We start from the raw sequence: 21302 nt of genomic DNA on the forward strand, positions 1-21302 counted from the left end.
TGATGATGGGGGAATTTTTCCAATTACTGAGGTCGTGGCTGCCGATGTTGATAGACGGCGCGGTGACCACCGCCTCACTGTGCATCGTGGCTATTGTGGCCGGTTTCTTTATCGGTGTGGTGATTTACCTGATGGAAAGCGGCCGCTCACGATTGGGAAGAGGGTTCGCCCGTATCTATATCAGTTTGTTTCGCGGCACGCCGGTTCTGGCTCAGGTTCTATTGTGTTTTTACCTGCCGGGGGAGTTGGGATTGTCACTTCCCGGTTATCTGGCTGCGGTGTTGGCACTCACACTCAATACCGCAGCCTATCAATCACAAATCTTACGCAGTGGTTTTAATGCTATCCCGCCAGGGCAGTTAGAAGCGGCGGCAATGTGCGGATTAAGCCCGCGCCAGACCTTGTGGCATATCCAAATTCCACAAGTGTTGCGCCTGACCTTGCCATCACTGATTTCAGAGCTAATTGATGTGATTAAGGCCTCGGCAGTGGTATCGGTCATCGCCATCACCGATTTGATGCGGGTGGGGCAGCAGTTGGCATCGGCGACCTACCGCCCATTAGAGGTGTATATCGCGATTGCATTGTCTTATCTGGTGCTGACCAGCTTGTTGGCACTGTTAGGCAACTATGTTGAACGGCGCTGGCATAAGGAGAGCCGATGAACGATTTCTTCCTTTATCTGCCGGACTTTGCTCGCGCATTGGGTGTCACGCTGGGTATCAGTATGAGTGCGGCGATCATCGGGGCTTTTGCCGGGTTTATCTTGCAGGCGGTGTGCCGCCATAGCCGTTGGTTGTTCTGGCCATGGCGCACCTATGTGTGGCTGATTCGCGGCACACCTTATCTGGCGCAGCTAGCGGTGTTTTATTTCGGTTTACCCGCTATTGGTGTGACGCTGAGTGCAGTTGAGGCCACAGTGATATCGCTGGCCATTTACAGCTCTGCTTATTTTGGCGAAATCTTCCGCACCGCGTGGAAAAGCATCGGGCACGGGCAACTGGAAGCGGCACAAGTACATGATATTTCAGCGTGGAAAAGCTTTTGGCACATCCAGACGCCGCAAGCTTTGCGCTTTAGCTTACCGCTGTTGGGTAACCAGTTCATTTTGACCATTAAAGAGAGCGCCGTGGCATCGATTATCACGGTGCCGGAGTTGACCATGACCACTGGGCAGATAGTCGCCAACACCTACACCTATATTGTGCCTTATACCCTGTTGATCCTCAGTTATTGGCTGCTGGCGCAAGGTGTCAGTGTTGGTGTGCGCTTACTCAGCCATCAGGCCATAGAGGGATAATATGACGAGTCACGAACCCATTATTGAATTACGCCAGTTAGGCAAATCCTTTGCGGCTAATCGGGTGTTGGCAGGAATTAATTTGACGGTCAATGCTGGTGAAATTGTCACCTTAATCGGCCCCTCTGGTTCAGGGAAAACCACCGCGCTGCGGTGCATGAATTTCCTCGAAGCCTATGACGAGGGTGAAGTTCTGATCAAGGGGCAATTACTGGGTTATAGCAGTGCAGGGCGTGAAGCAAAACACCGGGATAGCGCGGCGTTAATTGCCGAGGTGCGCCGCCCACTGGCAATGGTATTCCAGCAATTCAATCTGTGGCCGCACATGACGGTGCTGGAAAATGTCTGTGCGCCCTTGATTCTGGGGAAAAAACTGTCACGCGATGAAGCACGCAAAAAAGCGGCCGCAGCATTGGCTCAGGTCGGGATGTCGGATAAGGCGCAAGCTCGCCCGTCACGATTATCCGGCGGGCAGCAGCAGCGGGTGGGCATTGCCAGAGCATTGGCTCTGGAGCCGGAGTTATTGTTACTTGATGAGCCGACCTCCGCCCTTGACCCTGAGCGGGTGGAAGAGGTGCTGGATGTGATTAAGGCACTGGCAAACAACGGTATGACCATGGTGATGGTGACACATGAAATGTCGTTCGCTGCAAAAATTTCGTCCCGCGTGGTGTTTATGGCTGACGGCTCAATTGTTGAAAGTGGTGCGCCCGCGACTTTATTCCGCCAACCGCAGACTGACCGGTTGAAATCATTTCTTGCGCCGTGGTTTAAACGGCCACTGCAACTGGATGAAGCGGAGGCCGGACATGCTTAATCGCACAGGTGTTCAGGTTGCCGGTCATATTAGCCAACAGCGCTTAATGAGCAAATTGGCGCAACTAGCCCGCTTTGGTGCGTTGGAGAATGGCGGTGTTAATCGACAAGCTTTATCCGCCGAAGAGCTAGATGCCCGCGCTTGGCTCATTGATTGGGCCTATACATTAGGCTGCGAAGTGATGACTGATGACTGCGCTAATCTGTTTATTCGCCGCGCCGGTCGTGAGGACTTACCGCCGGTCGTTACGGGCAGCCATATTGATACTCAACCCTGCGGCGGCAATCTGGATGGTTGCTATGGCGTCATTGCCGGTATGGAGTGTTTGAGCGCTCTGGCTCAGGCCGGCGTCACTACTTTGCGCCCGATTGAAGTGGCGGTTTGGATGAACGAAGAGGGCAGCCGATTTTCTCCCGGAGCTATGGGATCGAGTGTCTTTGTGCAACCGCAGCGTTTGGCAAATTATCTGAATAATCAGGATGCACTGGGCGAGATTTTATTGCAGGCGCTGGCACGCTGCCATCAGCGTTTCCCGCATTTACCTCGCCGTACCACCTTGCCCTTGGCGGCTTTTGTCGAGTTGCATATCGAGCAGGGGCCGGTACTGGAGCAAGCCAATCAGCCATTAGCACTGGTGCAAGGTATCCAGGGCGTGCGTTGGTATCAGGTCACCTGTCTGGGACAATCGGCCCATGCTGGCACCACGCCGATGGCGGATCGCCGGGATGCGATGTCACTGGCTCGCCAGACAGTTCAGCAACTGGAACAACGAGCTACCGCACTGCCAGCAGATGAATTACGTCTGACTTTTGGCCGCTGGGAGATTGAGCCAAATGCCATTAACACCATTGCCGGTCGTGCCACCTTCACCCTCGATTTCCGCCATGCCAATCCTACGGTATTAGCGCAGTTTGATGATTGGATGCAGCAGATAGCTGCGGATAACGTGGTAGTTGAGTGCGTATTCAGTCATGCACCGGTGGCCTTCAATACACAGCTATTGGCACAACAATATGCTTGCACCCAGGCATTAGAGATCGAAACCGCGACGCTGACTTCCGGTGCATTTCACGATGCGATGCATCTGGCCAGTCATTGCCCGACCAGTATGTTTTTCGTTCCCAGCCATAACGGCATCAGTCATAACCCGGCTGAATATACAGACCCTCAGTATCTGTACCTCGGCGCGAAGGCTTTAGCCTGTTGCCTGACAGAACTGGCAAATCAACCCATAGGAGTTACTCATGAGCACCCACACTTATCCTGCTTGCTGTGAAAAAGACAACGGTAGCGCGCTGGGCACTAATGCCACGTTATCCTCGCCCATTTCTGCTGATGGGACGCCAGTGATTGGCGAAGTGTATACCGTTCCTGCCCGCTGTGGTCGGGCGGTGCGCTTAAAAAAAGGGCAGGTTATCCGCATTATCAACACTCCCGGCAGTCAGGTGTGTGACACCTGGTTATTTAATAGCGCCGATCTGAGTGAGTTCTCATCAATGGAACACACTCGTGCATTTATTGATAAAATCATTCCTCAGCCGGGAGATGCACTGGTCACCAATCAGCGCCGCGTCATCGGCACATTGCTAACTGATACCTCACCGGGTGTGCATGACACGCTGATTGCGGCTTGTGACCTTTATCGCTATAGCAACATGGGGATCACTGAATACCACGACAGTTGTGCCGATAATATGCGCTTAGCGTTGAATGCGATCGGGCTGCGCGCGCGTGAAGTGCCACAACCCTTGAACCTGTGGATGAATACGCCCGTCAATCCGGATTACACCATTTCCTGGTTACCGACGGTGAGCAAAGCGGGTGATTATGTCGAGATCCGCGCTGAGCTGGAGTGCATTGTTGTGATGTCTGCTTGCCCGCAAGACATTGTGCCAATCAATGGCTGTAACCCGCAGGATGTGCATTTTAGCGTCTCTGAGTAATGGTGCGATAACGTTGCCCGGCAAGGATACGCCGGGTGTTTGAGTTTCTTTGAGCAGCAGATATCAACTTATGAAAAAAAACGGCGATAACGGCGGTTTTGTTTTATCTGATTTAGGGATGCGTTTACGTCATGCCCGTGTGGCGCAGGACATCACGCTAAAGCAGTTGGCGCTCAAAGTGGGATGCTCAGAGAGTTTATTGTCGAAACTGGAAAATGAGGTAGCGTCGCCCTCGCTGGCTATGTTGCATCGGCTCGCCAGCGCTTTGGAAACCAATATTTCGGATTTGATGGCCGAAAGTTGGGTGGCAGACTCACCGGTGTTGAAACCGGAACAACGCATTCGTAAACGGTTTGTACACCGTAATAAGAAAGGTGGCATTGCGCTGGAAAACCTGACGCATCACCACAAAGGTGGGTTGTTGCAGGGAAACATTCATATCATTGAGCCAGGTGTCGCCAGTGATGGGCAGATAGAACACCACGGTGAGGAGATGGGATACGTGCTGGAAGGGGCAATCGCCCTGTATTTAGGTGAAGAAACCTATACCCTCAGCGCGGGCGATTCTTTTTATTTTCCCAGTAATGTGCCGCATGGTTATCGCAATATTGGTGAATCAGTAGCTAAGGTGTTGTGGGTGAATACGCCGGTGACCTTTTAATTCTCCGTCATCTTTCCCGCTGCAGGTGTGTTGGCTACATTCGAACACCCGAATCACTTACTTGAGTAAGCTCATCGGGATGCTCTTATTTGCCGCCTGCCTGCACCACGAAAGCTATAGGAGAATGGTATATGGATGTCATCTTTCATGTTGCAGGTGTGTTGGCTGTTTTCTGGTCATTAAAAAACCGCCACTGGGAAAACTCCAATGGCGGCTTGGTCTGAACTTCATAGCGACGGTTAGCTTCTATTACCCCGCGCCGCAATAATGGCATCGGCAACATTACGTGGTGCTTCAGCGTAATGCTTGAATTCCATGGTATAAGTTGCACGACCTTGTGACATGGAACGCAGCACAGTGGAGTAGCCGAACATTTCGGATAACGGCACTTCGGCACGGATAATTTTCCCGCCACCGATCATCTCTTCCATCCCTTGCACCAGGCCACGACGAGAGGAAAGGTCGCCCATCACATTACCGGCATATTCTTCCGGTGTTTCCACCTCGACACTCATCACTGGCTCCAGAATCACCGGCGAGGCGCGTTTGGCGGCTTCTTTGAAACCAAAGATGGCGGCCATTTTAAACGCCAATTCCGATGAATCGACTTCGTGGTAGGAGCCGAATGTCAGAGTGACCTTCACATCCACCACCGGATAACCGGCCAAAACCCCGGTATTGGTAGCTTCGAGCACACCTTTTTCGACCGCTCCGATAAACTCACGCGGCACCACGCCGCCTTTCGTGGCATCGACAAAAGCAACACCGCTACCCGGCTCCTGGGGTTCGAGGGTAAAGACCACATGGCCATATTGCCCTTTACCACCAGACTGACGGACGAATTTACCTTCTACATCGGTCACTGTCTTACGCACTGTTTCACGATAAGTCACCTGCGGTTTACCGATATTGGCTTCCACACCGAACTCACGTTTCATGCGGTCAACAATGATTTCCAGATGCAGCTCACCCATACCGGAGATAATGGTCTGGCCCGATTCTTCATCAGTACGAATGCGGAATGATGGGTCTTCCGATGCCAGCCGTTGCAATGCGATCCCCATTTTCTCCTGGTCCGCCTTGGTCTTCGGCTCAATGGCTTGCGAAATCACCGGCTCAGGGAATTCCATGCGCACCAGCGTAATCACTGCATCCGGGTCGCACAGGGTTTCCCCGGTGGTGACATCCTTCAACCCCACACAAGCCGCGATATCACCGGCACGGATTTCATCCACTTCAATCCGGTTATTGGCATGCATCTGAACAATACGGCCAATGCGCTCTTTCTTACCACGAATTGGGTTGTAAACACTGTCGCCTTTGCTCAGTACGCCGGAATAGACGCGCACGAAAGTCAATTGACCGACATACGGGTCGGTCATTAATTTGAACGCCAGCGCCGAGAATTTTTCATTATCATCGGCTTTACGGCTGACTTCGTTGCCGTCTTCATCGGTGCCACTGACTGGCGGAATATCCACCGGTGATGGCATCAATTCAACCACCGCATCCAACATGCGCTGCACACCTTTGTTCTTAAAGGCACTGCCGCACAGCATGGGCTGGATTTCACCAGCAATGGTCCGAATACGCAGACCTTGGGTGATTTCATTCACCGTCAGGTCACCGGTTTCCAGATATTCTGTCATCAGCGCTTCCGAAGCTTCAGCCGCCTCGGAGACCATTTTCTCGCGCCACTCATTGGCCGTCGCCAGCAAGTTTTCCGGAATTGGCTCATAGCTAAATGTCATGCCTTGAGACGCTTCATCCCAGATAATGGCGCGCATAAGTCGTAAATCCACCACACCAGTAAAGTGATCTTCACTGCCGATCGGAATCACAATGGGCACTGGATTAGCTTTCAGACGATCAATCATCATCTGGCGTACGCGGAAAAAATCAGCGCCGGGGCGGTCCATTTTATTAACGAATGCCAGACGTGGAACCCGGTATTTATTGGCCTGCCGCCAGACGGTTTCGGATTGTGGCTGCACACCACCGACCGCGTCATACACCATGACCGCACCATCAAGCACCCGCATGGAGCGTTCCACCTCAATGGTGAAATCCACGTGTCCGGGGGTGTCGATAATATTGATACGGTGCTCAGGTAAGGTTCTGTCCATACCTTTCCAAAAGCAGGTCACGGCAGCCGATGTAATGGTAATGCCACGTTCCTGCTCCTGCGCCATCCAGTCAGTTGTCGCGCCACCATCATGCACTTCACCCAGCTTATGACTGACGCCGGTGTAGAACAAAATGCGCTCGGTAGTGGTGGTTTTACCAGCGTCGATGTGGGCGGAGATACCGATGTTGCGATAGCGCTCGATAGGAGTTTTACGTGCCATATTAAGTCCTTAAATGATAATGGCAATTTCGGGGTGGGCGGTTTGATGCCCTACCGGGAAGTTGTTGGTTTAAGTTCAGCATTGCTGCTAATGATCATGTGATCGCCACTAGTATAGTCCCATTGTTCGAATATACACGTACAATTTAATTATTTGTTCTGAAACTATGCAATAATAGTGAAGAGCGATGACTGAAGGTGCTTCCATCATTGCGCTAGAATTATTAGTAGGGTCAAAAGGGAGTATAGGCTATATTGCCGCCCGCTAAGGGCCGTTTGATATGGCCGAACCCGGTAGTTTGGTGGGGGATTTCCCTGCTGACTGTCACTTATTAATAGGAACACTATGATTGCAAATCACCCTGAGCGTGAGCAGATCCGTTTGGAAAATGTGCTGACGGCTTTAGGTAATCCGCTGCGGTTGGCGGTGGTACGCAGACTGGCAGCGGGGGGCGAACATGCATGTGGCACTTTGGTGCACGGGCTATCTAAATCGACCTTAACCCATCATTGGCGGGTACTACGTGAAAGTGGTGTTATCTGGCAACGACCATGCGGGCGTGAGAGTTTATTATCACTGCGACGTGATGATATTGATGCCCGCTTCCCCGGCTTGTTGGATGTGCTACTAAGTGCTGTCGAGAATGATGCGACCACTGATGAGTCAACGGCAAAACATCTGCCGGGGGAGTGAGTTGAGGGCGGCGATATATTTTCCGCCCTCACTCAACAGGTTAAATCTCTTGGGCGTGAGCTAAAACAAAATCTTCAGCTGCTTTTGACCACAACCCGTCAGTTTTACGCAAAATAGCCTGTAGTTCTTGTAATAACGGCGAATCTTGCTGGTGGCTCATCAGTTCACTTAATGACGTCAGCGGCATATTTTTGCCAGTGTAAACCAACTTCTTGCCACCGATAATGTGCGGTAAATTCAACGTAGTTTCTGCGGCGTCATTTAGACCAAGAATATGAGATACCACTTTTCCGGCATTCACTTTCTTCGCTTCAATTAACTTCACCGCTTCTCTCATGTCGTCAGTATTGCCACCTGAGGTACCAACATAATGGGTAAAGGAGTAATGGATATCGTAGAAATTAACCGACGCCATAAAATTCTTATCCTGTGGGCCGGCAAAGAAATTAAAGCAGCCATCGGGTGCTAATAGGCTTGAAGCCAATGTGACCAATTCAGTTGAAGGGACGAACACAAAGATATCGTCATAACCTTTACCCTCGGTCAGGGCCATTAAACGTTCAAACTGATCATCAGTTTGTTTGGTATTGAGATAATGCACTTGAGTCTGAGGTTCACTCGGATATAAGCGGGCGGCATAATCCAGCTTTTGCTGGTGGCGGTCGGTAATTACCAATAATTGCGGATTAACTGGCCCGTGCAGCGCGTAATCAATGGCTAATAACCCCATCGGGCCGGTACCGCCAAGAATCAACACATTACCGCCAGGCTTGATTCCCATTTTATGCTGATAAGTGCCGGGAACCAGATGATAATTGGCATTAAATGCACCGATAACACAAGAAAGCGGCTCGACCAATGAACCTTCAAAATAACTTTCACCTTCATATGGCAGCAAACAATCTTGTTCCATCACTTCGTTGGGAATAACCACATGGGTGGCCTCACCGCCAACATAGGGGAAAGAATATCCGGGGCAATCTGGGCGGTCGGGTAATTGCAAATTAGCCTGAATCACATAACGGCTACCGGGTTTGAATTTATGCTGCCATTTCTTACCGACTTGCAGAATATCACCGCAAAATTCATGACCAATAATAATGGGATTTTCTGCCACATTATCCGGTACTTTTTTATGGTCAGCGCCTAAATTGGCTTCTTTCCACGAAGAGAGGCAAATACTGTCGGTCACCACCGTTGCCAGTATTTCATCGTCGCCTATTTCTGGTAAATCAAAACTTTCCAGACGTAGGTCATTTTTACCATATAAACGTAGTGCTTTAGTTTTCATGTGGAACCACCTCAATTATCTTTTAAATATAAAAACAACAGATCGAATAAAAAAACTCCCCGGCATTAATTAGGAAAGAATGCCAAGCCATGAGCCTACAATTCCGAGGCCAAACAGGGAGAAGATGAGCCAGATAGGGTTAATTTTGCGTTTAAGCAAACGCATCATTAATAGAGTAAGACCCAGAGCCAATAAACCAGGGCACAGCTGATCGAGAATGTTTTGTACGGTCATGGTTACTGTCGTGCCGTCGTGGCCCGGTGTTTTTGATATCACCAGCGGCACATTGATACTGGTCCATTTGGTGACCAATACCCCCATGATAAACAAGCCCAAAATCGAGGCACCCTCGGTCAGTTTTTGCAGTACATTTCCGCCAAGGTCTTTGACGATATTGATGCCCTTGGTGAAACCGTATTGCAGGCCGAACCATTTCAGAGCCAGGCGCACTGAGTTGAAGGACAAGAAGAAGAGAATCGGCCCTAGCACATTGCCGTTCAGTGCCAGCGAAGCCCCCAAGGCGGCAGTGATGGGGCGCAAGGTGCCCCAAATCAGTGGGTCACCGACCCCGGCCAGCGGCCCCATCAGCCCAACTTTCAAGCTATTGATCGCACCCTCATCAATGTCAGCGCCATTGGCCCGTGCTTCTTCCATGGCGGCGGTGACGCCGATCACCGGCCCGCAGACTGCCGGTGTAGTGTTAAAAAACACTAAATGGCGTTTCAATGCGGCAATTTGGTCTTCTTTCAGCGGATACAAACGCTTGATTGCGGGCACCATGTCATAGCAGAAACCCAGGCCGTGAATACGTTCATAGTTAAAAGAGGCCTGTTGCAAGTTGCTGCGTAAAAACATTTTAAACAGATCAGACCGGGTTAATCGCTTGTTTAATATGGTCATGTCGGCGTCTCCTAATCTTCTAATTCATCAAGTTTGGCTTGGTTGGCTTGCGCTACAGGCGCTGCCGGTTTCTGATAAAGCGGGTTTAACTGGATATACAGCAAGGCAATGATCAGACCGATACCACCGAACGCGAGCAGGCTGAATCCGAGGTAACCGCCGACAATAAAACCGAGGAAGAAGAAGGGCATAAGGTATTTCACGCCCATCATGTTGAGCACCATGGCGTAACCGACGACGACGATAAACCCGCCGGCAATTTGCAACCCATGAGTCACCACCGTTGGAATCGCGTTAAGCATATGGCTAACGGTATCGGCGCTGACGAAGATGGAGACGATTAAGACCGGAATGGCGACCCGCATGGCCTGAACCAGCAATGCCGACACATGCATAAAATCAATCATGGCGAAATTGGCTTTTTCTGCGGCCCGGTCGGCGGCGTGTTGGAACGCCACGGTGATGGTGCGGGCAAAGACAGTCAGTACCTGACCTGCTGCGGCTACCGGCAGGGCAATAGCAATACCGGTGGCAATATTCTGATGACCGACAATGACCAGAATGGTTGAGATAATACTGGCGAGCGCGGAGTCTGGGGATTGCGCAGCACCGACGTTCATCCAACCAAGGGCAATTAACTCCAGCGTACCGCCGAGGATAACGCCGGTGGTCATATCACCCAGAATCAACCCGGTAATGGTGCAGGCAATTAATGGTCGGTGAGTTTGGAATTCATCCAATACGCTGCCGATACCGGCAATGCATGAGAAAATAAATATTAAGATTATTTGTAGTAAGCTTATTTCCATGGTGGACCCCTTTGGACAATACATTCCCATGGCTACATAGCCGTGGGTTATAACTAAATAATTGTATTGACCAGGTTAAGTAATCGGATTTAAATATTTAATAAAGCCTGGGTTATTACTTATATTTCAAGTGAAGTGTCATTATTTAGACTCCAACTCGCGTAATTTTTTAATCACATCCACATCAGGATCGGAAGTGACTACCCGTAAATCTAAATGAACACCGCGCTCTGCTAATGCATAAAAAGCATTAATGTCATTTTGATCAACTGATACCGCTTTGGTTAATTGTGTTTTTCCATGTTTAAAGGCCATGCCGCCAATATTAATAACATCAATTTTCACACCCTGATCTACTAATCGTAAAACATCTGTTGGATTGGTAAATAAATAAAATACAGTGTCATTGATATAATTTGGGTTGTGATAAACCGCTACCGCCTTTTCAATATTCACCACATTCACTTTGATTCCCGGTGGTGCTGCCTGTTTTAATAATGTTTTCCGAATTTCATCGTTATAAACGTCGTCACTACAAATAATAATACGCCCGGCTTTAGCTTCTTTGGCCCAAACCGTGGTGACCTGACCATGAATCAGCCGGTCGTCAATTCTTGCCAGATTGATTTTCATATAAAGTCAGCCTCTTCTTCCTCGTTATTTTGTTGGTGACGGAATGACTGCACGCACTGTGTACCAATGTCGAGTAAATAGTCTGTCAGCTCTTCTGCCGCCATCACTTGCTGGTTATCGGCAATTTCCAGTGCTAATGGTAGCGATAATCCACTGATAACCTGAATACGACTATCACTGAATGCCAGACGCGCGGCGGCGTTATAAGGGCTGCCACCTTGCAAATCGACGGCAATGAGCCAGGAGTCATGTTGATTCTTTGCCATGACATCCTGCATTTTATTCACTAAATTTTCGGCATTCTCACCTCGGTTAAACAGCAGCGGGGTAATATTCTGTGTTTCGCCATATACCATATTGACGGAATTGAGCATTGAAACCGCTAAGTCACCGTGAGCACAAAAAATGACGTTAACCATTATGTCTCCTGTTAGCCTGAATTTGGACAATACTCAGCCACACACGCAATCGCGTCATTTATAATGTTGTGGTGAGCTATTTGGGGAAATATTCCCCCTTATTTATAATTTATACGGTGAGTGCCAGTATCTCCTCGGCAGTTTCTTTAGTGGTCACCAAACTATTAATATATTTTCCTTTAATAGCGCCGATGATCCCGCTGATTTTTTCATGGGAGTGCGCAATCCCAATGGAATAACGTGCTTTTTTAATTTTGTCTAATTGAATGGTAATGGTTTTATCCGAGATATAAGTTTCAACCGGATTACCTTGTAAATCATAAAAACGTGAACAGATATCACCGGCAACCTGTCGGTCATTAAAGTGATCAATTACATCGCTGCCATAAAAGGCACGCCAGGTAGAATTGCCAGAAATATTAGGTGAACCAATACCAAATATGGCGATATCCAGCCGCTGCCAATAATCTGCAATAGCCTGATAATGCTGAGATTGCACAATTCCATCGCGAATAACACTCTCTTCCAAAATTGCCGGGAAATCGATCAGCAATGACTCACCTTTTAATTTCATCGCGGCGCTGTAGACCAGTGTATTCACATGAAAGCGGCTTTCCAATTTACCTGAAGGGCCGCCGACCATTGGGATACAGGTTAATTGGCGCGATACCGGCGAGGTATCCATTTGCTCAACCAGCGTGGCAATAGCACTGCCCCAGGAGAAGCCCAGAATATCGCCATTTTCAATAATCCGGTTTAGCAGTGCGCTACACTGTTTTGCCATCAGAATCAGTTGTTGTTCCGGTGATTGGTCTTGCTCGCAAGAAACGACGATTGCTTCGCGTAATTTAAAGCGCGACTTCAACTGCTGTTCCAATAACAGATTTTCGTTATAGTTGTAGTTGATTGAAATAGTGACAATGCCTTGTTCGCGTACTTTCTTCAGCATGCGGCTGATACTGGTGCGATAAATTCCCAGCGCCCGCGCTATCTCAGCTTGCGTGAAATTTTGCTCGTAATACATTTGTGCAATTTTCACCATCAGGCGTAGATCATCGCTCTTTTCCATTTCAGCCTCTTGCACATTTGTGCAAATGTCATTAAGTTATTTATGACCTGATATAATCACTTTCTATTTTTTAAGTCAAAAGCACAAAATAACGACCCTCTCTGAAATTGCACAATAATTCCCTGATAGTATCGATGAAATTAATTTCTGATATCGCACAAGTGTGCAAATATCTTTAATGTTTTGATTTATATTAATTAAATAGAAAAGTGATTTTTGTGTTCGTTCACTTTATTCCGGACAAATTTTGGATTCTGATCACATTTTTATTTTGCGTGATGTGGTGGCTTTTGCACATATGTGCAAAGTGGCGGTGTAAGCGAACAACTCCCGACTGATTGAGTCGAGAGTTGTCAGCGAAGGGCGTTAATTCAGCAAAGGTTTGTAGTGATGGGGTTGGCGCATGGCGACCAAATCTTTACGGCGCACCACATTGGTTGGATAAGGGCTGCCTGCGAGAGAGTGGGTATCAATGGTTTGTGTGACGGTTTGCGTTTCTTGCCAAAGTAGCTGTTCATGGCGCGGGAAAGTAAAGGTTTCCGGCCCGAATATGCCGCTATATCCCCCCTGTTCGTTGCTGTTATCTATCGCATTGGCAAAGGCCAGATAAAGGTTATTTTCCCCGGCACGGGTTCTGAATAAGTGCCAATGCAACGGATCGGCTCCGGTTGGGATAGGGTAGTTTTGCACCACAGCGCTGCCCTGATGCGCGGCAGTAAAACCGGCGGGAAGGGCGGCGGAACAGGCGATAATATCGCAACCCATCAGGGCCAAAATGCGCGCTGATTCGGGTAACAATGTATCATGACCCAGCAACAATCCGATTCTGCCGAGCGCCGTATCAAATACACGCCAGTGCTCTCCCGCGCTAGCCCACTGTTGCTGTGCTTGAGAAAGATGTATTTGCCGATAAGTGCCGATGACCCCCTCCGGGCCAAACAGAATCTGCGTGTTGTAATATTTATCCTGCTGTTTTTCCGCCATTCCCACCACCAGATAGACCCGTAATGTCATAGCGAGGCGGGCCAGAGCCTGCACGGCGGGGCCATCTTGGGTTTGAGCATTCACCGTACCGGCGAGATAACCGGTCAGGGCTAACTCCGGGAACACAATAAGTTCACTGCCTTGTTGTAAAACAGCTTCCTCTGTCATGGCGATTATCGTCGCCAGATTGTCCTCTACCTGTGCAGTTGAGCAGAATTGCGCCACCGTGATACGGCTCTGTTTGCCTGGCGGCAAAGGCTGTCGCCCATAAAGACCAAAGAAATCCTGTGGGTTCCATAAAAAACTGTCACTTAATAGCGAGTGATAATAGTCAGGGCGGCGTTGATCAAACACTAATTCGCCTAACACCCGGCGCTGGCGGCTGCGGTTGATATCAATTTCGGCATAAGCAATCCCGTCGCCGTTATCTACCACCGCAGCGATGTTGCCATCAGGCTCAATGATGCAACTGCCACCGCTAAATTGGACGCCGCGCTCTAATCCCCAGCGGTTGCTCTCCAGTAAATAGCAGCCATTTTCCATTGCCCGGCTGATCCAGTATGGGGCCGGAGTGCGCTCCGCCAGCCAGTTACTGATATGACAAATCACGTCAACGCCATCCAGCGCCAGCAAACGGGCGGTCTCGGGGAAATGAATATCCATACACACCAGCATGCCAATACGCCCCAGCGGGGTATCAAACACTTGATGCCCGACATCCCCTGCCGCCGCCCACTTGGGTTCTGAAATATAAGGGTGACTTTTGCGATGACAGCCAATAACCCCCTGCGGCCCGATTAATACCGCACTGTTGTAATACAGCGCTGTTTGTGGGTCCACTTCGGGCATACCTAATACGATATAACATTGATAACGCTGAGCTAATTCGGTGAAGCGAGCGGTGCTCTCGCCAGGAACCGTTTCGACCATCGGTGCAATTTCTTGTCTGTCAAACCAACAGTAGCCAGTGGTCGCCATTTCTGGCGTGGTAATCAGACGCGCACCTTTCTGTGCCGCTTGTTCTACCAATACCAGTAACTGACGTAGATTCGCTTCTTTGGCAAACATTAAAGGCTCAAACTGAATAGCGGCGGCAAGATAAGGGGCTAGTGACATGATTATCCTCATAAATAATGAATGCTATGCTCGGGGATCCCCGGGCAATGTAGACTCAGTTCTTGCGGCTATTGACGGCTCCTGGGGTGGTCCAGGAGAAAATATCATTGGCCTGAATCAGCGCGCATGAGATCTCTTCAACCGTGATGCGCTTGTCCATAGCCTGATGGCGCAGGATCTCGTAAGCCTGTTCTTCACCAATACTGTGCATCCGCATCAGAATGGCCTTGGCTTCACTCACCTGGCGGATGCCCAGTACTTTTTTTTCCAGCCGCTCGATGCGATCACTCATCTGCCGCTGCTGCTGGGCATGGTGCAGCGCAAACACCATGGCCGAGAGCAAACCAGAGGCGCGAATCGGGGTGGTTATCGTGCTGCCAGCGCCCATGTTGAGGGCCTGGTCAATAAACGTCGGGTTTTCATAGGCGATAACCGCAATCAGGGCGTGTTTGCTATGATCGAGCCATGACACATCTGGCTCTGGCTTATCTGACTGTAATGCATAGAAAATAAGATCGGTATCAGCAGGTAGTTGCTCGGGGATCGGCCAGAAGGCTTGCACCTTAAACCCCATTCGGCGCAGATGATTGGTGAGTGTTTCGCCATCTTCGTCATCGGGATGTAGCACCACACAGCGGACCCCGCGGCTGAGTAATAGGGCTGTCGCACTGATTCTGCTGTCGCTAGGTCGCATGTGGATACCCCACTGTCGTGAGTTTCGTCACCCAATCGCCCTGAATCTGATTAGTCATATAGGGGTCGGGTTCGACGATACGGCGAGATTCCTGCACGATAGTAAATTGCCCACTTTCATTCGCCATACCAATGCGCGGATACAGCCCGGTATGTTGATTCAGTGGGTCAATACGAATGCGGCCTTGTGGTGCATCGAATTGGCTACCGCGCAGTGCCGCAGAAAGTGGATAGATATGGTCACTGCCACATTCGGCCATTGCTTTGGCAAACAGATGCACCTGGCTGTAAGTGGCCTCCCAATTCATGTCGGTAGTGAGCTCCGGCCCGAATTGTTGATGAAATTGTTTGAGCGCCGCTTGATTGGCTGTGGTGCCGATGCTTTGGAAGTAGGGGGCTGAGCTGAAATGACCTTGTGCTATTTCTGCCCCCATAATGGCAATCTCAGTTTCTGATGTATTCAGGCTGCCAATGGGCATACGGCTCGGATCCAGCCCGGCGGCCTGATAAGCTTGATACAAGAAAGGGACCGTCTGCCCGACCACGGTACTGAAGATGAAATCCGGCTGTTTTTTGGCTATCTCTTCAATAATGGGCAGGAAAGCCTCATAAGGTGCATTCAGATCAAGATAGCGCTCACCAATCACCGCACCATCATGGCGTTGCAGAATTAACTCCTGCATATTGCGGTTACATTCATAGGGATAGATATAGCGCGAACCAATCAGATAGACGCGCGCGCCAAACTGGCCGGTCAGATAGTCTGCCAATTGCACGCAGTTTTGATTAGGTGCGGCACCGCCATAGAAAATATTGTCAGAAAACTCAAAACCTTCATACAGTTGCGAATAGAACAGCAAGCGCCGATATTTTTCTACTACTGGCGACATGGCTTTACGGCTACTGGAGGTGTAGCCGCCAAAAATCACATTAACCTCATGCTCGACGATCAATTGCTCGGCCAGCGCTCGGAACTGTGTATCGTCAGATTGCGGGTCAAAATGAATCGCATTGAGTGGCCGGCCGTTGATGCCGCCATTTTGGTTAATTTCAGCAATTGCTTGAGTTGCCCCGCGCCATTGCGACAGTTCTTGAGCCGCTGTTACACCCGTGAAGGAGTACAGTAAGCCAATATTGACCGGGGTATCTGAACCCATATGCACCTGCTTACACTATGAAAAGGATGATTGTGCGAATGCGCATAACACCCCGGCCTATACCGGGGGTAGGGATTATTGCGCTAACAACTCTTTATTCAGCATCGCGCCGACGGTGTATTTCGGGTCAACCATATTACCCAGCCGCACTTTGCCGCATTGACTCAGCAGCATGTAGGCATCCCATTGTTCAAAGCCAAAATCGGCCACCAACCAGTAGATCAGGTCACGATAAGCAATACGGGTGGCATCCTCTAATGGGCGGGCACTGCCGATACTCATGATGGTTTCTGAGTTTTCCATGCGCGGCCAGGAGAGCTGCCAGTTTTTAATCAGATCCACTTTGATAGTGGTGATTGAGGCAAACTCCACGGCGGTCCCGCAAATCTCGCCATCCCCCTGACAGGCATGGGCATCACCAATAAACAGCCGGCCGCCGGGGGCACGCACTGGCAGATAGGTAATGCTGCCCGGCCCGATATCCGGTACATCCATATTCCCGCCGTGATTATCCGGCGTCAGAGAATTGATTGAGTCAATTTCAGGCGACACACTTAGGGTGCCGATATGTGGCTTATAGGGCAGGGTATGGCGCTCGCTCCAGTAGACTTTTTCGCTGTCGAGCTTAATCATGCGCACTTTTTCTGGCAGTGGATCATTGAGCATGGCGGTCAAGTCTGTGCCGGTCAGCCCACCAAAATGCGGGATCATGGCGCAAATACCGTGCGGATTCACACCACGCGGCAACATGGATTCGATATAGACCGCAATCACATCACCTTTCTCGGCACCATTGACCATGATCGGGCCATTCTGTGGATTGAGAAAAGGCATTTTGAGCAGTTGGCTCGGAATATCTTGCTCCGAGCTAATCGCGCCTTCGAAAGCATCTCGTGTATCGACAATTACCCGATCACCCGGTTCAATGGTCAATACTGGCGTCGAGTAGGGGCCAATGGTGTAGTGAAACTCTTTTTGCATCTCTTCCGTCAAATGATGGGTCACCGGTTTACGTCCTGCACCGACACCGCGTTTGACCATGATTGATTCTTCCAGCCATTTCATTAGCAATTCTCCACGTAATAAGGGCATCCGGTTACAAAGCCAGATGGCGGCGCATTAAAAGATCATCAGAAAGTTGTTGTTGTGAAAGGATTTCCACTACCTGGCCTTTATCCATCACCGCACAACGTTGTGCGGCCCGCTGGATCATGGCGATATCCTGTTCAACCAGAATCACCGCGACATGAAGCTCGCGGGCAATGCGCACCAGGGTATCGGCAATAATATTGACGATAGAGGGCTGAACACCTTCAGAAGGTTCATCCAGTAGTAATACTTTTGGCGAGCCAACCAAGGCTCTGGCGATAGCCAACTGTTGCTGTTCGCCGCCACTCATGGTGCCGGCTTTTTGTTTGAGTCTTTGGCGCAAGATCGGGAAATAATCCAGTACTCGTTCAAGTAAGTCTTTGGCAAACTCGCGGTGTTCACGAACAAATTGCATCCCAACTTGCAGGTTCTCCGCCACCGTTAGGCCCGCGAATACCTCTCGTCCTTGCGGGACGTAACCCATCCCCAGTCGGGCGCGGCGCTGCGGCGAGGCTTGGGTGATATCAATTTCGCCCAACAAAATGTGGCCTTGTTGCGCCGGAACTGCGCCAATCAAGGTGCGCATTAAGGTGGTTTTCCCTACCCCATTGCGGCCTATCAACCCCAATACTTCCGCCGCGTGCAGTTGCAGAGTGACGCCATTAAGCACCTGTCCACCGCCATATCCCCCGGTTAGCCCTGCTATTTGTAAGACCACGTTATTCATACCGCTTTCCCCAAATAGATATCTGCCACATCCTCACGCGCCAGCACCTCGGCGGCATTACCGTCGGCAAAAACTTGCCCGCCGTGGAGGACAGTGACCTGCGAGGCAATTTGCCGCACGAATGTCATGTCGTGTTCCACCACCATCAATGTCAGACCATCAGCTTGCATCTGCTTGATAAGCTCGCCGGTGAGATAAGTTTCATCGATAGATAAGCCTGCTACCGGTTCATCGAGCATTAACAGCGTGGGTTGCAGCGACACCGCCATAGCAATTTCCAGCCACTGTTTCTTGCCGTGGGATAAGTTCCCCGCCAGTTGGTGGTATTCGCCGCTGAGCTTAAAGCGCTCTAATAGCTCATCGACGCTGACCGCTTGCGAGCTAACCTCTGGGCGTAAATGACTGAGTGATAACTGCAAATGTTGCTCGACAGTCAGTTCAGGGAAGATGCCGGGAATCTGAAACTTAATACTCATGCCCATGCGGATGCGCTGGAAGGGAGCTAAAGTATTCAGCCGCCGATTGAAGAAACGGATATCCCCGTCGCTTGGCGTATGTTCGCCGGTCAGCAATTTGAAAAAGGTACTTTTACCCGCACCGTTCGGGCCAATGACGCAACGCACTTCACCGCGACGGATTTGCAAATCAACTTGATTGATAACCTGAATACCGCCAAAGCGCTTGCTCAGCCCACGGGTTTCGAGGATCAAATCTTGAGCTGCCTGATTCATAGCGCTTCCCCTTTTTTCGACCAGCGGGTGATTTTTTCTGCCAGCCAGGGCAATAAGCCATTCGGGGCGGCCAGCACCACGAACAACAGAATAGCGCCGAGCAGGATCATGGCGTATTCGCTGCCATAGATAGCCAACCATTGGGATAACCACACCAGCAGGGCGGTGATAACCACGGTACCAAAGATGTTTTTACGCCCGGCGGTCGCCACCCAGATAACCGGCATAGCGGCGGCGGTCAGCCCCATGGAAGATGGCGTGATATATGAACCCCACAAGGTATACAGCGCGCCGGATAAACCGGAGAGCACGCCGCCGAGTACGAACACCAGCAATTGGTAGCGGCGAATATCAATACCGAGCATCTCTGCCCGACGCGGATTCTCACGAATAGAGGCCAGCGTCAGGCCAAAATTAGAGCGCAATAGCCGCCGCACAGCCCAGTAAACTCCCGCGAGTAACAGGATGATCAGGTAATAAAAGGCATTGCCTTCCAGAGTCAGTAATTCGCCGCCGAACCACGGTAAAGAGAGCGGTGGCATACCTGACATGCCATTAAACCCATTCAGTCGCGCGCTGCCGATTGCCCACTGGGGGCCAGCGGTCTGCGACATAAAGGTTTCCAATACCAGAGTGAAAGACAAGGTAACAATGCCGATAAAAATGCCGGTCACGCCGCCGTAAAACATCAGATAACCCAGCGCCGCCGCGACAGCCGCCGCCACCAGCAGTGCCATGATCAAGCCCGACCAGGTGGAGAGTACCCCGTCGCCGAAGTTCAGCGTCATCACGCCGTAGGTATAACCGGCAAGACCAAAGAACGCGGTCTGCCCGAAAGATAAAATGCCACCATGCCCCCACATTGCTGCTAATCCGATGGCACAGAAGGTCCACAGCAGGAAGTAGGAAAGGTCGCCGATCATCGCGCTATCGACCACCAATGGCAGCGCGAGTGCGCCCACCAGAATGAGCAATGCGGCCAGCCGGGTTGTCGATGGCGTACGTTGTTTTGCCGCCGATAAATTAAGAGAAGTTGTTGTCACATGCAGCTCCTAGCGGTTACGGGTAAACAGGCTGCCAACACCGTTTGGCAATAGGCGGATAACCAATACGGCGGTGACCAGTAAGCCAATTTGTCCGGCCAACTGCCCATACCAGGAATTCAGCCCGGTTTGTATTGCGCCTAATGCAATCGCTGCAGGAATGGTGCCAACAAGGACATTTGCGCCACCAACGACCACCGAAACAAAAGCCTGAACAATAAAACTGCTGCCCATGGTGGGAACGGCGGTTAGGGTCGGGGCATAAATGGCCCCGGCTAATCCCGCTAGTCCTGCACCCAGCGCGAATGTCAGGGTATAAATACGATCAGTTTCCAGGCCCAAACAGGAAGCCATGCGGGCATTTTGAATGGTAGCTCTGGCGCAGACGCCGTAATTGGTGTGGAAAAACAGCCAATAGAGCACCATCAAGATGGCAATGGCGAAGAAGGGCAGTAATGCACGGTAGGTGGCAAAAGAGTATTCGCCGAGGGTGAAAGAGCCGAAAGGCGTGGACAGCCCCTCCAGTGACGGGCCGGCGATCAGCAACATACTTTGTTGCACAATCAAGCTGATAGCCCAGGTCGCCACCACCGAATCATATAAGCGACCATAGAGATGACGGACGACCAGGCGCTCGACGACACCGCCGAAGAACGCCGCCGCCAGGCTACCGGCCAGCATGGCGAAGGGGAGTGGCAGGCCAGCTTTATTCATTAAAATGGTGACATAAGCGCCACACATAATGAATTCGCCGTGTGCCAGATTGATAACCCCCATCATGCCAAAAATAACCGCCAGCCCTAGTGCTGCCAGCACCAGATAGGCGAAGTTATCGCCAAACTGATAAATCACCGAATAGAGAAAGGATAGCGTTAACAT

General features: G+C 50.5%; 22 protein-coding genes. 7 read left to right on the top strand and 15 right to left on the bottom strand.

All coding sequences use genetic code 11. From position 1 onward, the window contains the following. The first annotated feature begins 2 nt into the window (after positions 1-2). The 6 genes from HU019_RS07720 to HU019_RS07745 all read left to right on the top strand — a co-directional run bounded on the left by HU019_RS07720 (position 3) and on the right by HU019_RS07745 (position 4721). Positions 3-665 carry an amino acid ABC transporter permease gene (locus tag HU019_RS07720; protein ID WP_174849003.1) on the top strand — a complete coding sequence of 221 codons (663 nt, stop codon included), beginning with the start codon at positions 3-5 and terminating at the stop codon, positions 663-665. Continuing rightward, positions 662-1300: an amino acid ABC transporter permease gene (locus HU019_RS07725; protein WP_174849002.1), complete on the top strand. Its 639-nt coding sequence runs from the start codon at positions 662-664 to the stop codon at positions 1298-1300. The genes HU019_RS07720 and HU019_RS07725 overlap by 4 nt, the downstream gene beginning before the upstream one ends. Position 1301: 1 nt before the next feature. Beyond that, entirely contained in the window at positions 1302-2117 is an 816-nt protein-coding gene (locus tag HU019_RS07730) for an amino acid ABC transporter ATP-binding protein (RefSeq protein WP_174849001.1), read from the top strand. Continuing rightward, the gene (locus tag HU019_RS07735) at positions 2110-3393 is read left to right on the top strand and encodes a M20 family metallo-hydrolase (protein ID WP_174849000.1); all 1284 of its coding nucleotides are present in this window, start codon (positions 2110-2112) and stop codon (positions 3391-3393) included. Before HU019_RS07730 ends, HU019_RS07735 begins: the two co-directional genes overlap by 8 nt. After that, positions 3362-4060, top strand: coding sequence for a DUF1989 domain-containing protein (locus HU019_RS07740; protein ID WP_174848999.1), 699 nt, complete (start codon positions 3362-3364; stop codon positions 4058-4060). The genes HU019_RS07735 and HU019_RS07740 overlap by 32 nt, the downstream gene beginning before the upstream one ends. A 70-nt stretch (positions 4061-4130) precedes the next feature. Then, on the top strand, positions 4131-4721 hold the full coding sequence (locus HU019_RS07745) for a cupin domain-containing protein (protein ID WP_174848998.1): 591 nt from the start codon (positions 4131-4133) through the stop codon (positions 4719-4721). A gap of 239 nt (positions 4722-4960) precedes the next feature. Here HU019_RS07745 and fusA read toward each other — a convergent pair whose 3' ends face one another. Beyond that, positions 4961-7069 (bottom strand): elongation factor G, encoded by a 2109-nt coding sequence (gene fusA, locus HU019_RS07750; RefSeq protein ID WP_174848997.1) that lies wholly within the window; start codon positions 7067-7069, stop codon positions 4961-4963. A gap of 345 nt (positions 7070-7414) precedes the next feature. Here fusA and HU019_RS07755 point away from each other — a divergent pair, with 345 nt between their 5' ends. Further along, a complete protein-coding gene (locus HU019_RS07755) occupies positions 7415-7762 on the top strand; it encodes an ArsR/SmtB family transcription factor (protein WP_005167372.1) in 348 nt (115 codons plus the stop codon). Positions 7763-7802: 40 nt separating this feature from the next. Here HU019_RS07755 and HU019_RS07760 read toward each other — a convergent pair whose 3' ends face one another. From HU019_RS07760 to HU019_RS07825, 14 genes are all read right to left on the bottom strand, one after another. Next, entirely contained in the window at positions 7803-9053 is a 1251-nt protein-coding gene (locus tag HU019_RS07760) for a zinc-binding dehydrogenase (RefSeq protein WP_174848996.1), read from the bottom strand. Positions 9054-9122: 69 nt separating this feature from the next. After that, the gene (locus tag HU019_RS07765) at positions 9123-9953 is read right to left on the bottom strand and encodes a PTS system mannose/fructose/sorbose family transporter subunit IID (RefSeq protein WP_392432167.1); all 831 of its coding nucleotides are present in this window, start codon (positions 9951-9953) and stop codon (positions 9123-9125) included. An 11-nt stretch (positions 9954-9964) separates the two neighbouring features. Continuing rightward, entirely contained in the window at positions 9965-10762 is a 798-nt protein-coding gene (locus HU019_RS07770; RefSeq protein WP_050076043.1) for a PTS mannose/fructose/sorbose transporter subunit IIC, read from the bottom strand. A 141-nt stretch (positions 10763-10903) separates the two neighbouring features. Continuing rightward, entirely contained in the window at positions 10904-11395 is a 492-nt protein-coding gene (locus tag HU019_RS07775; RefSeq protein WP_019080401.1) for a mannose/fructose/sorbose PTS transporter subunit IIB, read from the bottom strand. Continuing rightward, on the bottom strand, positions 11392-11814 hold the full coding sequence (locus HU019_RS07780) for a PTS sugar transporter subunit IIA (RefSeq protein ID WP_019083899.1): 423 nt from the start codon (positions 11812-11814) through the stop codon (positions 11392-11394). Before HU019_RS07780 ends, HU019_RS07775 begins: the two co-directional genes overlap by 4 nt. Before the next feature lie 109 nt (positions 11815-11923). Next, complete coding sequence (locus HU019_RS07785; RefSeq protein WP_050076048.1) at positions 11924-12883, bottom strand: sugar-binding transcriptional regulator; 960 nt, start codon at positions 12881-12883, stop codon at positions 11924-11926. Positions 12884-13249: 366 nt separating this feature from the next. Further along, positions 13250-14983 (bottom strand): nitrilase-related carbon-nitrogen hydrolase, encoded by a 1734-nt coding sequence (locus HU019_RS07790; protein WP_174848995.1) that lies wholly within the window; start codon positions 14981-14983, stop codon positions 13250-13252. Positions 14984-15038: 55 nt separating this feature from the next. Further along, positions 15039-15677, bottom strand: coding sequence for an ANTAR domain-containing response regulator (locus tag HU019_RS07795; RefSeq protein ID WP_174848994.1), 639 nt, complete (start codon positions 15675-15677; stop codon positions 15039-15041). After that, positions 15667-16833: a transporter substrate-binding domain-containing protein gene (locus HU019_RS07800; protein ID WP_174848993.1), complete on the bottom strand. Its 1167-nt coding sequence runs from the start codon at positions 16831-16833 to the stop codon at positions 15667-15669. The genes HU019_RS07795 and HU019_RS07800 overlap by 11 nt, the downstream gene beginning before the upstream one ends. A gap of 75 nt (positions 16834-16908) precedes the next feature. Continuing rightward, positions 16909-17898 (bottom strand): acetamidase/formamidase family protein, encoded by a 990-nt coding sequence (locus tag HU019_RS07805; RefSeq protein WP_174848992.1) that lies wholly within the window; start codon positions 17896-17898, stop codon positions 16909-16911. 31 nt (positions 17899-17929) lie between these two features. Further along, positions 17930-18649 carry an ABC transporter ATP-binding protein gene (locus HU019_RS07810; RefSeq protein WP_174848991.1) on the bottom strand — a complete coding sequence of 240 codons (720 nt, stop codon included), beginning with the start codon at positions 18647-18649 and terminating at the stop codon, positions 17930-17932. After that, positions 18646-19380: an ABC transporter ATP-binding protein gene (locus HU019_RS07815; protein WP_174848990.1), complete on the bottom strand. Its 735-nt coding sequence runs from the start codon at positions 19378-19380 to the stop codon at positions 18646-18648. Before HU019_RS07815 ends, HU019_RS07810 begins: the two co-directional genes overlap by 4 nt. Beyond that, a complete protein-coding gene (locus tag HU019_RS07820; protein ID WP_174848989.1) occupies positions 19377-20423 on the bottom strand; it encodes an ABC transporter permease subunit in 1047 nt (348 codons plus the stop codon). The genes HU019_RS07815 and HU019_RS07820 overlap by 4 nt, the downstream gene beginning before the upstream one ends. Positions 20424-20432: 9 nt before the next feature. Continuing rightward, positions 20433-21302: an ABC transporter permease subunit gene (locus HU019_RS07825; protein ID WP_019080393.1), complete on the bottom strand. Its 870-nt coding sequence runs from the start codon at positions 21300-21302 to the stop codon at positions 20433-20435.

The sequence above is a fragment of the Yersinia artesiana genome (genome assembly GCF_902726545.1).
Lineage (GTDB): Bacteria > Pseudomonadota > Gammaproteobacteria > Enterobacterales > Enterobacteriaceae > Yersinia > Yersinia artesiana.

Coding starts and splice junctions, on each gene's coding strand:
- HU019_RS07795 (WP_174848994.1), bottom strand. CDS start 15,677: ATGCGACCTAGCGACAGCAGAATCAGTGCGACAGCCCTATTACTCAGC.
- HU019_RS07745 (WP_174848998.1), top strand. CDS start 4,131: ATGAAAAAAAACGGCGATAACGGCGGTTTTGTTTTATCTGATTTAGGG.
- HU019_RS07770 (WP_050076043.1), bottom strand. CDS start 10,762: ATGGAAATAAGCTTACTACAAATAATCTTAATATTTATTTTCTCATGC.
- HU019_RS07755 (WP_005167372.1), top strand. CDS start 7,415: ATGATTGCAAATCACCCTGAGCGTGAGCAGATCCGTTTGGAAAATGTG.
- HU019_RS07825 (WP_019080393.1), bottom strand. CDS start 21,302: ATGTTAACGCTATCCTTTCTCTATTCGGTGATTTATCAGTTTGGCGAT.
- HU019_RS07775 (WP_019080401.1), bottom strand. CDS start 11,395: ATGAAAATCAATCTGGCAAGAATTGACGACCGGCTGATTCATGGTCAG.
- HU019_RS07790 (WP_174848995.1), bottom strand. CDS start 14,983: ATGTCACTAGCCCCTTATCTTGCCGCCGCTATTCAGTTTGAGCCTTTA.
- HU019_RS07765 (WP_392432167.1), bottom strand. CDS start 9,953: ATGACCATATTAAACAAGCGATTAACCCGGTCTGATCTGTTTAAAATG.
- HU019_RS07730 (WP_174849001.1), top strand. CDS start 1,302: ATGACGAGTCACGAACCCATTATTGAATTACGCCAGTTAGGCAAATCC.
- HU019_RS07760 (WP_174848996.1), bottom strand. CDS start 9,053: ATGAAAACTAAAGCACTACGTTTATATGGTAAAAATGACCTACGTCTG.
- HU019_RS07740 (WP_174848999.1), top strand. CDS start 3,362: ATGAGCACCCACACTTATCCTGCTTGCTGTGAAAAAGACAACGGTAGC.
- HU019_RS07815 (WP_174848990.1), bottom strand. CDS start 19,380: ATGAATCAGGCAGCTCAAGATTTGATCCTCGAAACCCGTGGGCTGAGC.
- HU019_RS07735 (WP_174849000.1), top strand. CDS start 2,110: ATGCTTAATCGCACAGGTGTTCAGGTTGCCGGTCATATTAGCCAACAG.
- HU019_RS07725 (WP_174849002.1), top strand. CDS start 662: ATGAACGATTTCTTCCTTTATCTGCCGGACTTTGCTCGCGCATTGGGT.
- HU019_RS07785 (WP_050076048.1), bottom strand. CDS start 12,883: ATGGAAAAGAGCGATGATCTACGCCTGATGGTGAAAATTGCACAAATG.
- HU019_RS07800 (WP_174848993.1), bottom strand. CDS start 16,833: ATGGGTTCAGATACCCCGGTCAATATTGGCTTACTGTACTCCTTCACG.
- fusA (WP_174848997.1), bottom strand. CDS start 7,069: ATGGCACGTAAAACTCCTATCGAGCGCTATCGCAACATCGGTATCTCC.
- HU019_RS07805 (WP_174848992.1), bottom strand. CDS start 17,898: ATGAAATGGCTGGAAGAATCAATCATGGTCAAACGCGGTGTCGGTGCA.
- HU019_RS07810 (WP_174848991.1), bottom strand. CDS start 18,649: ATGAATAACGTGGTCTTACAAATAGCAGGGCTAACCGGGGGATATGGC.
- HU019_RS07780 (WP_019083899.1), bottom strand. CDS start 11,814: ATGGTTAACGTCATTTTTTGTGCTCACGGTGACTTAGCGGTTTCAATG.
- HU019_RS07720 (WP_174849003.1), top strand. CDS start 3: ATGATGGGGGAATTTTTCCAATTACTGAGGTCGTGGCTGCCGATGTTG.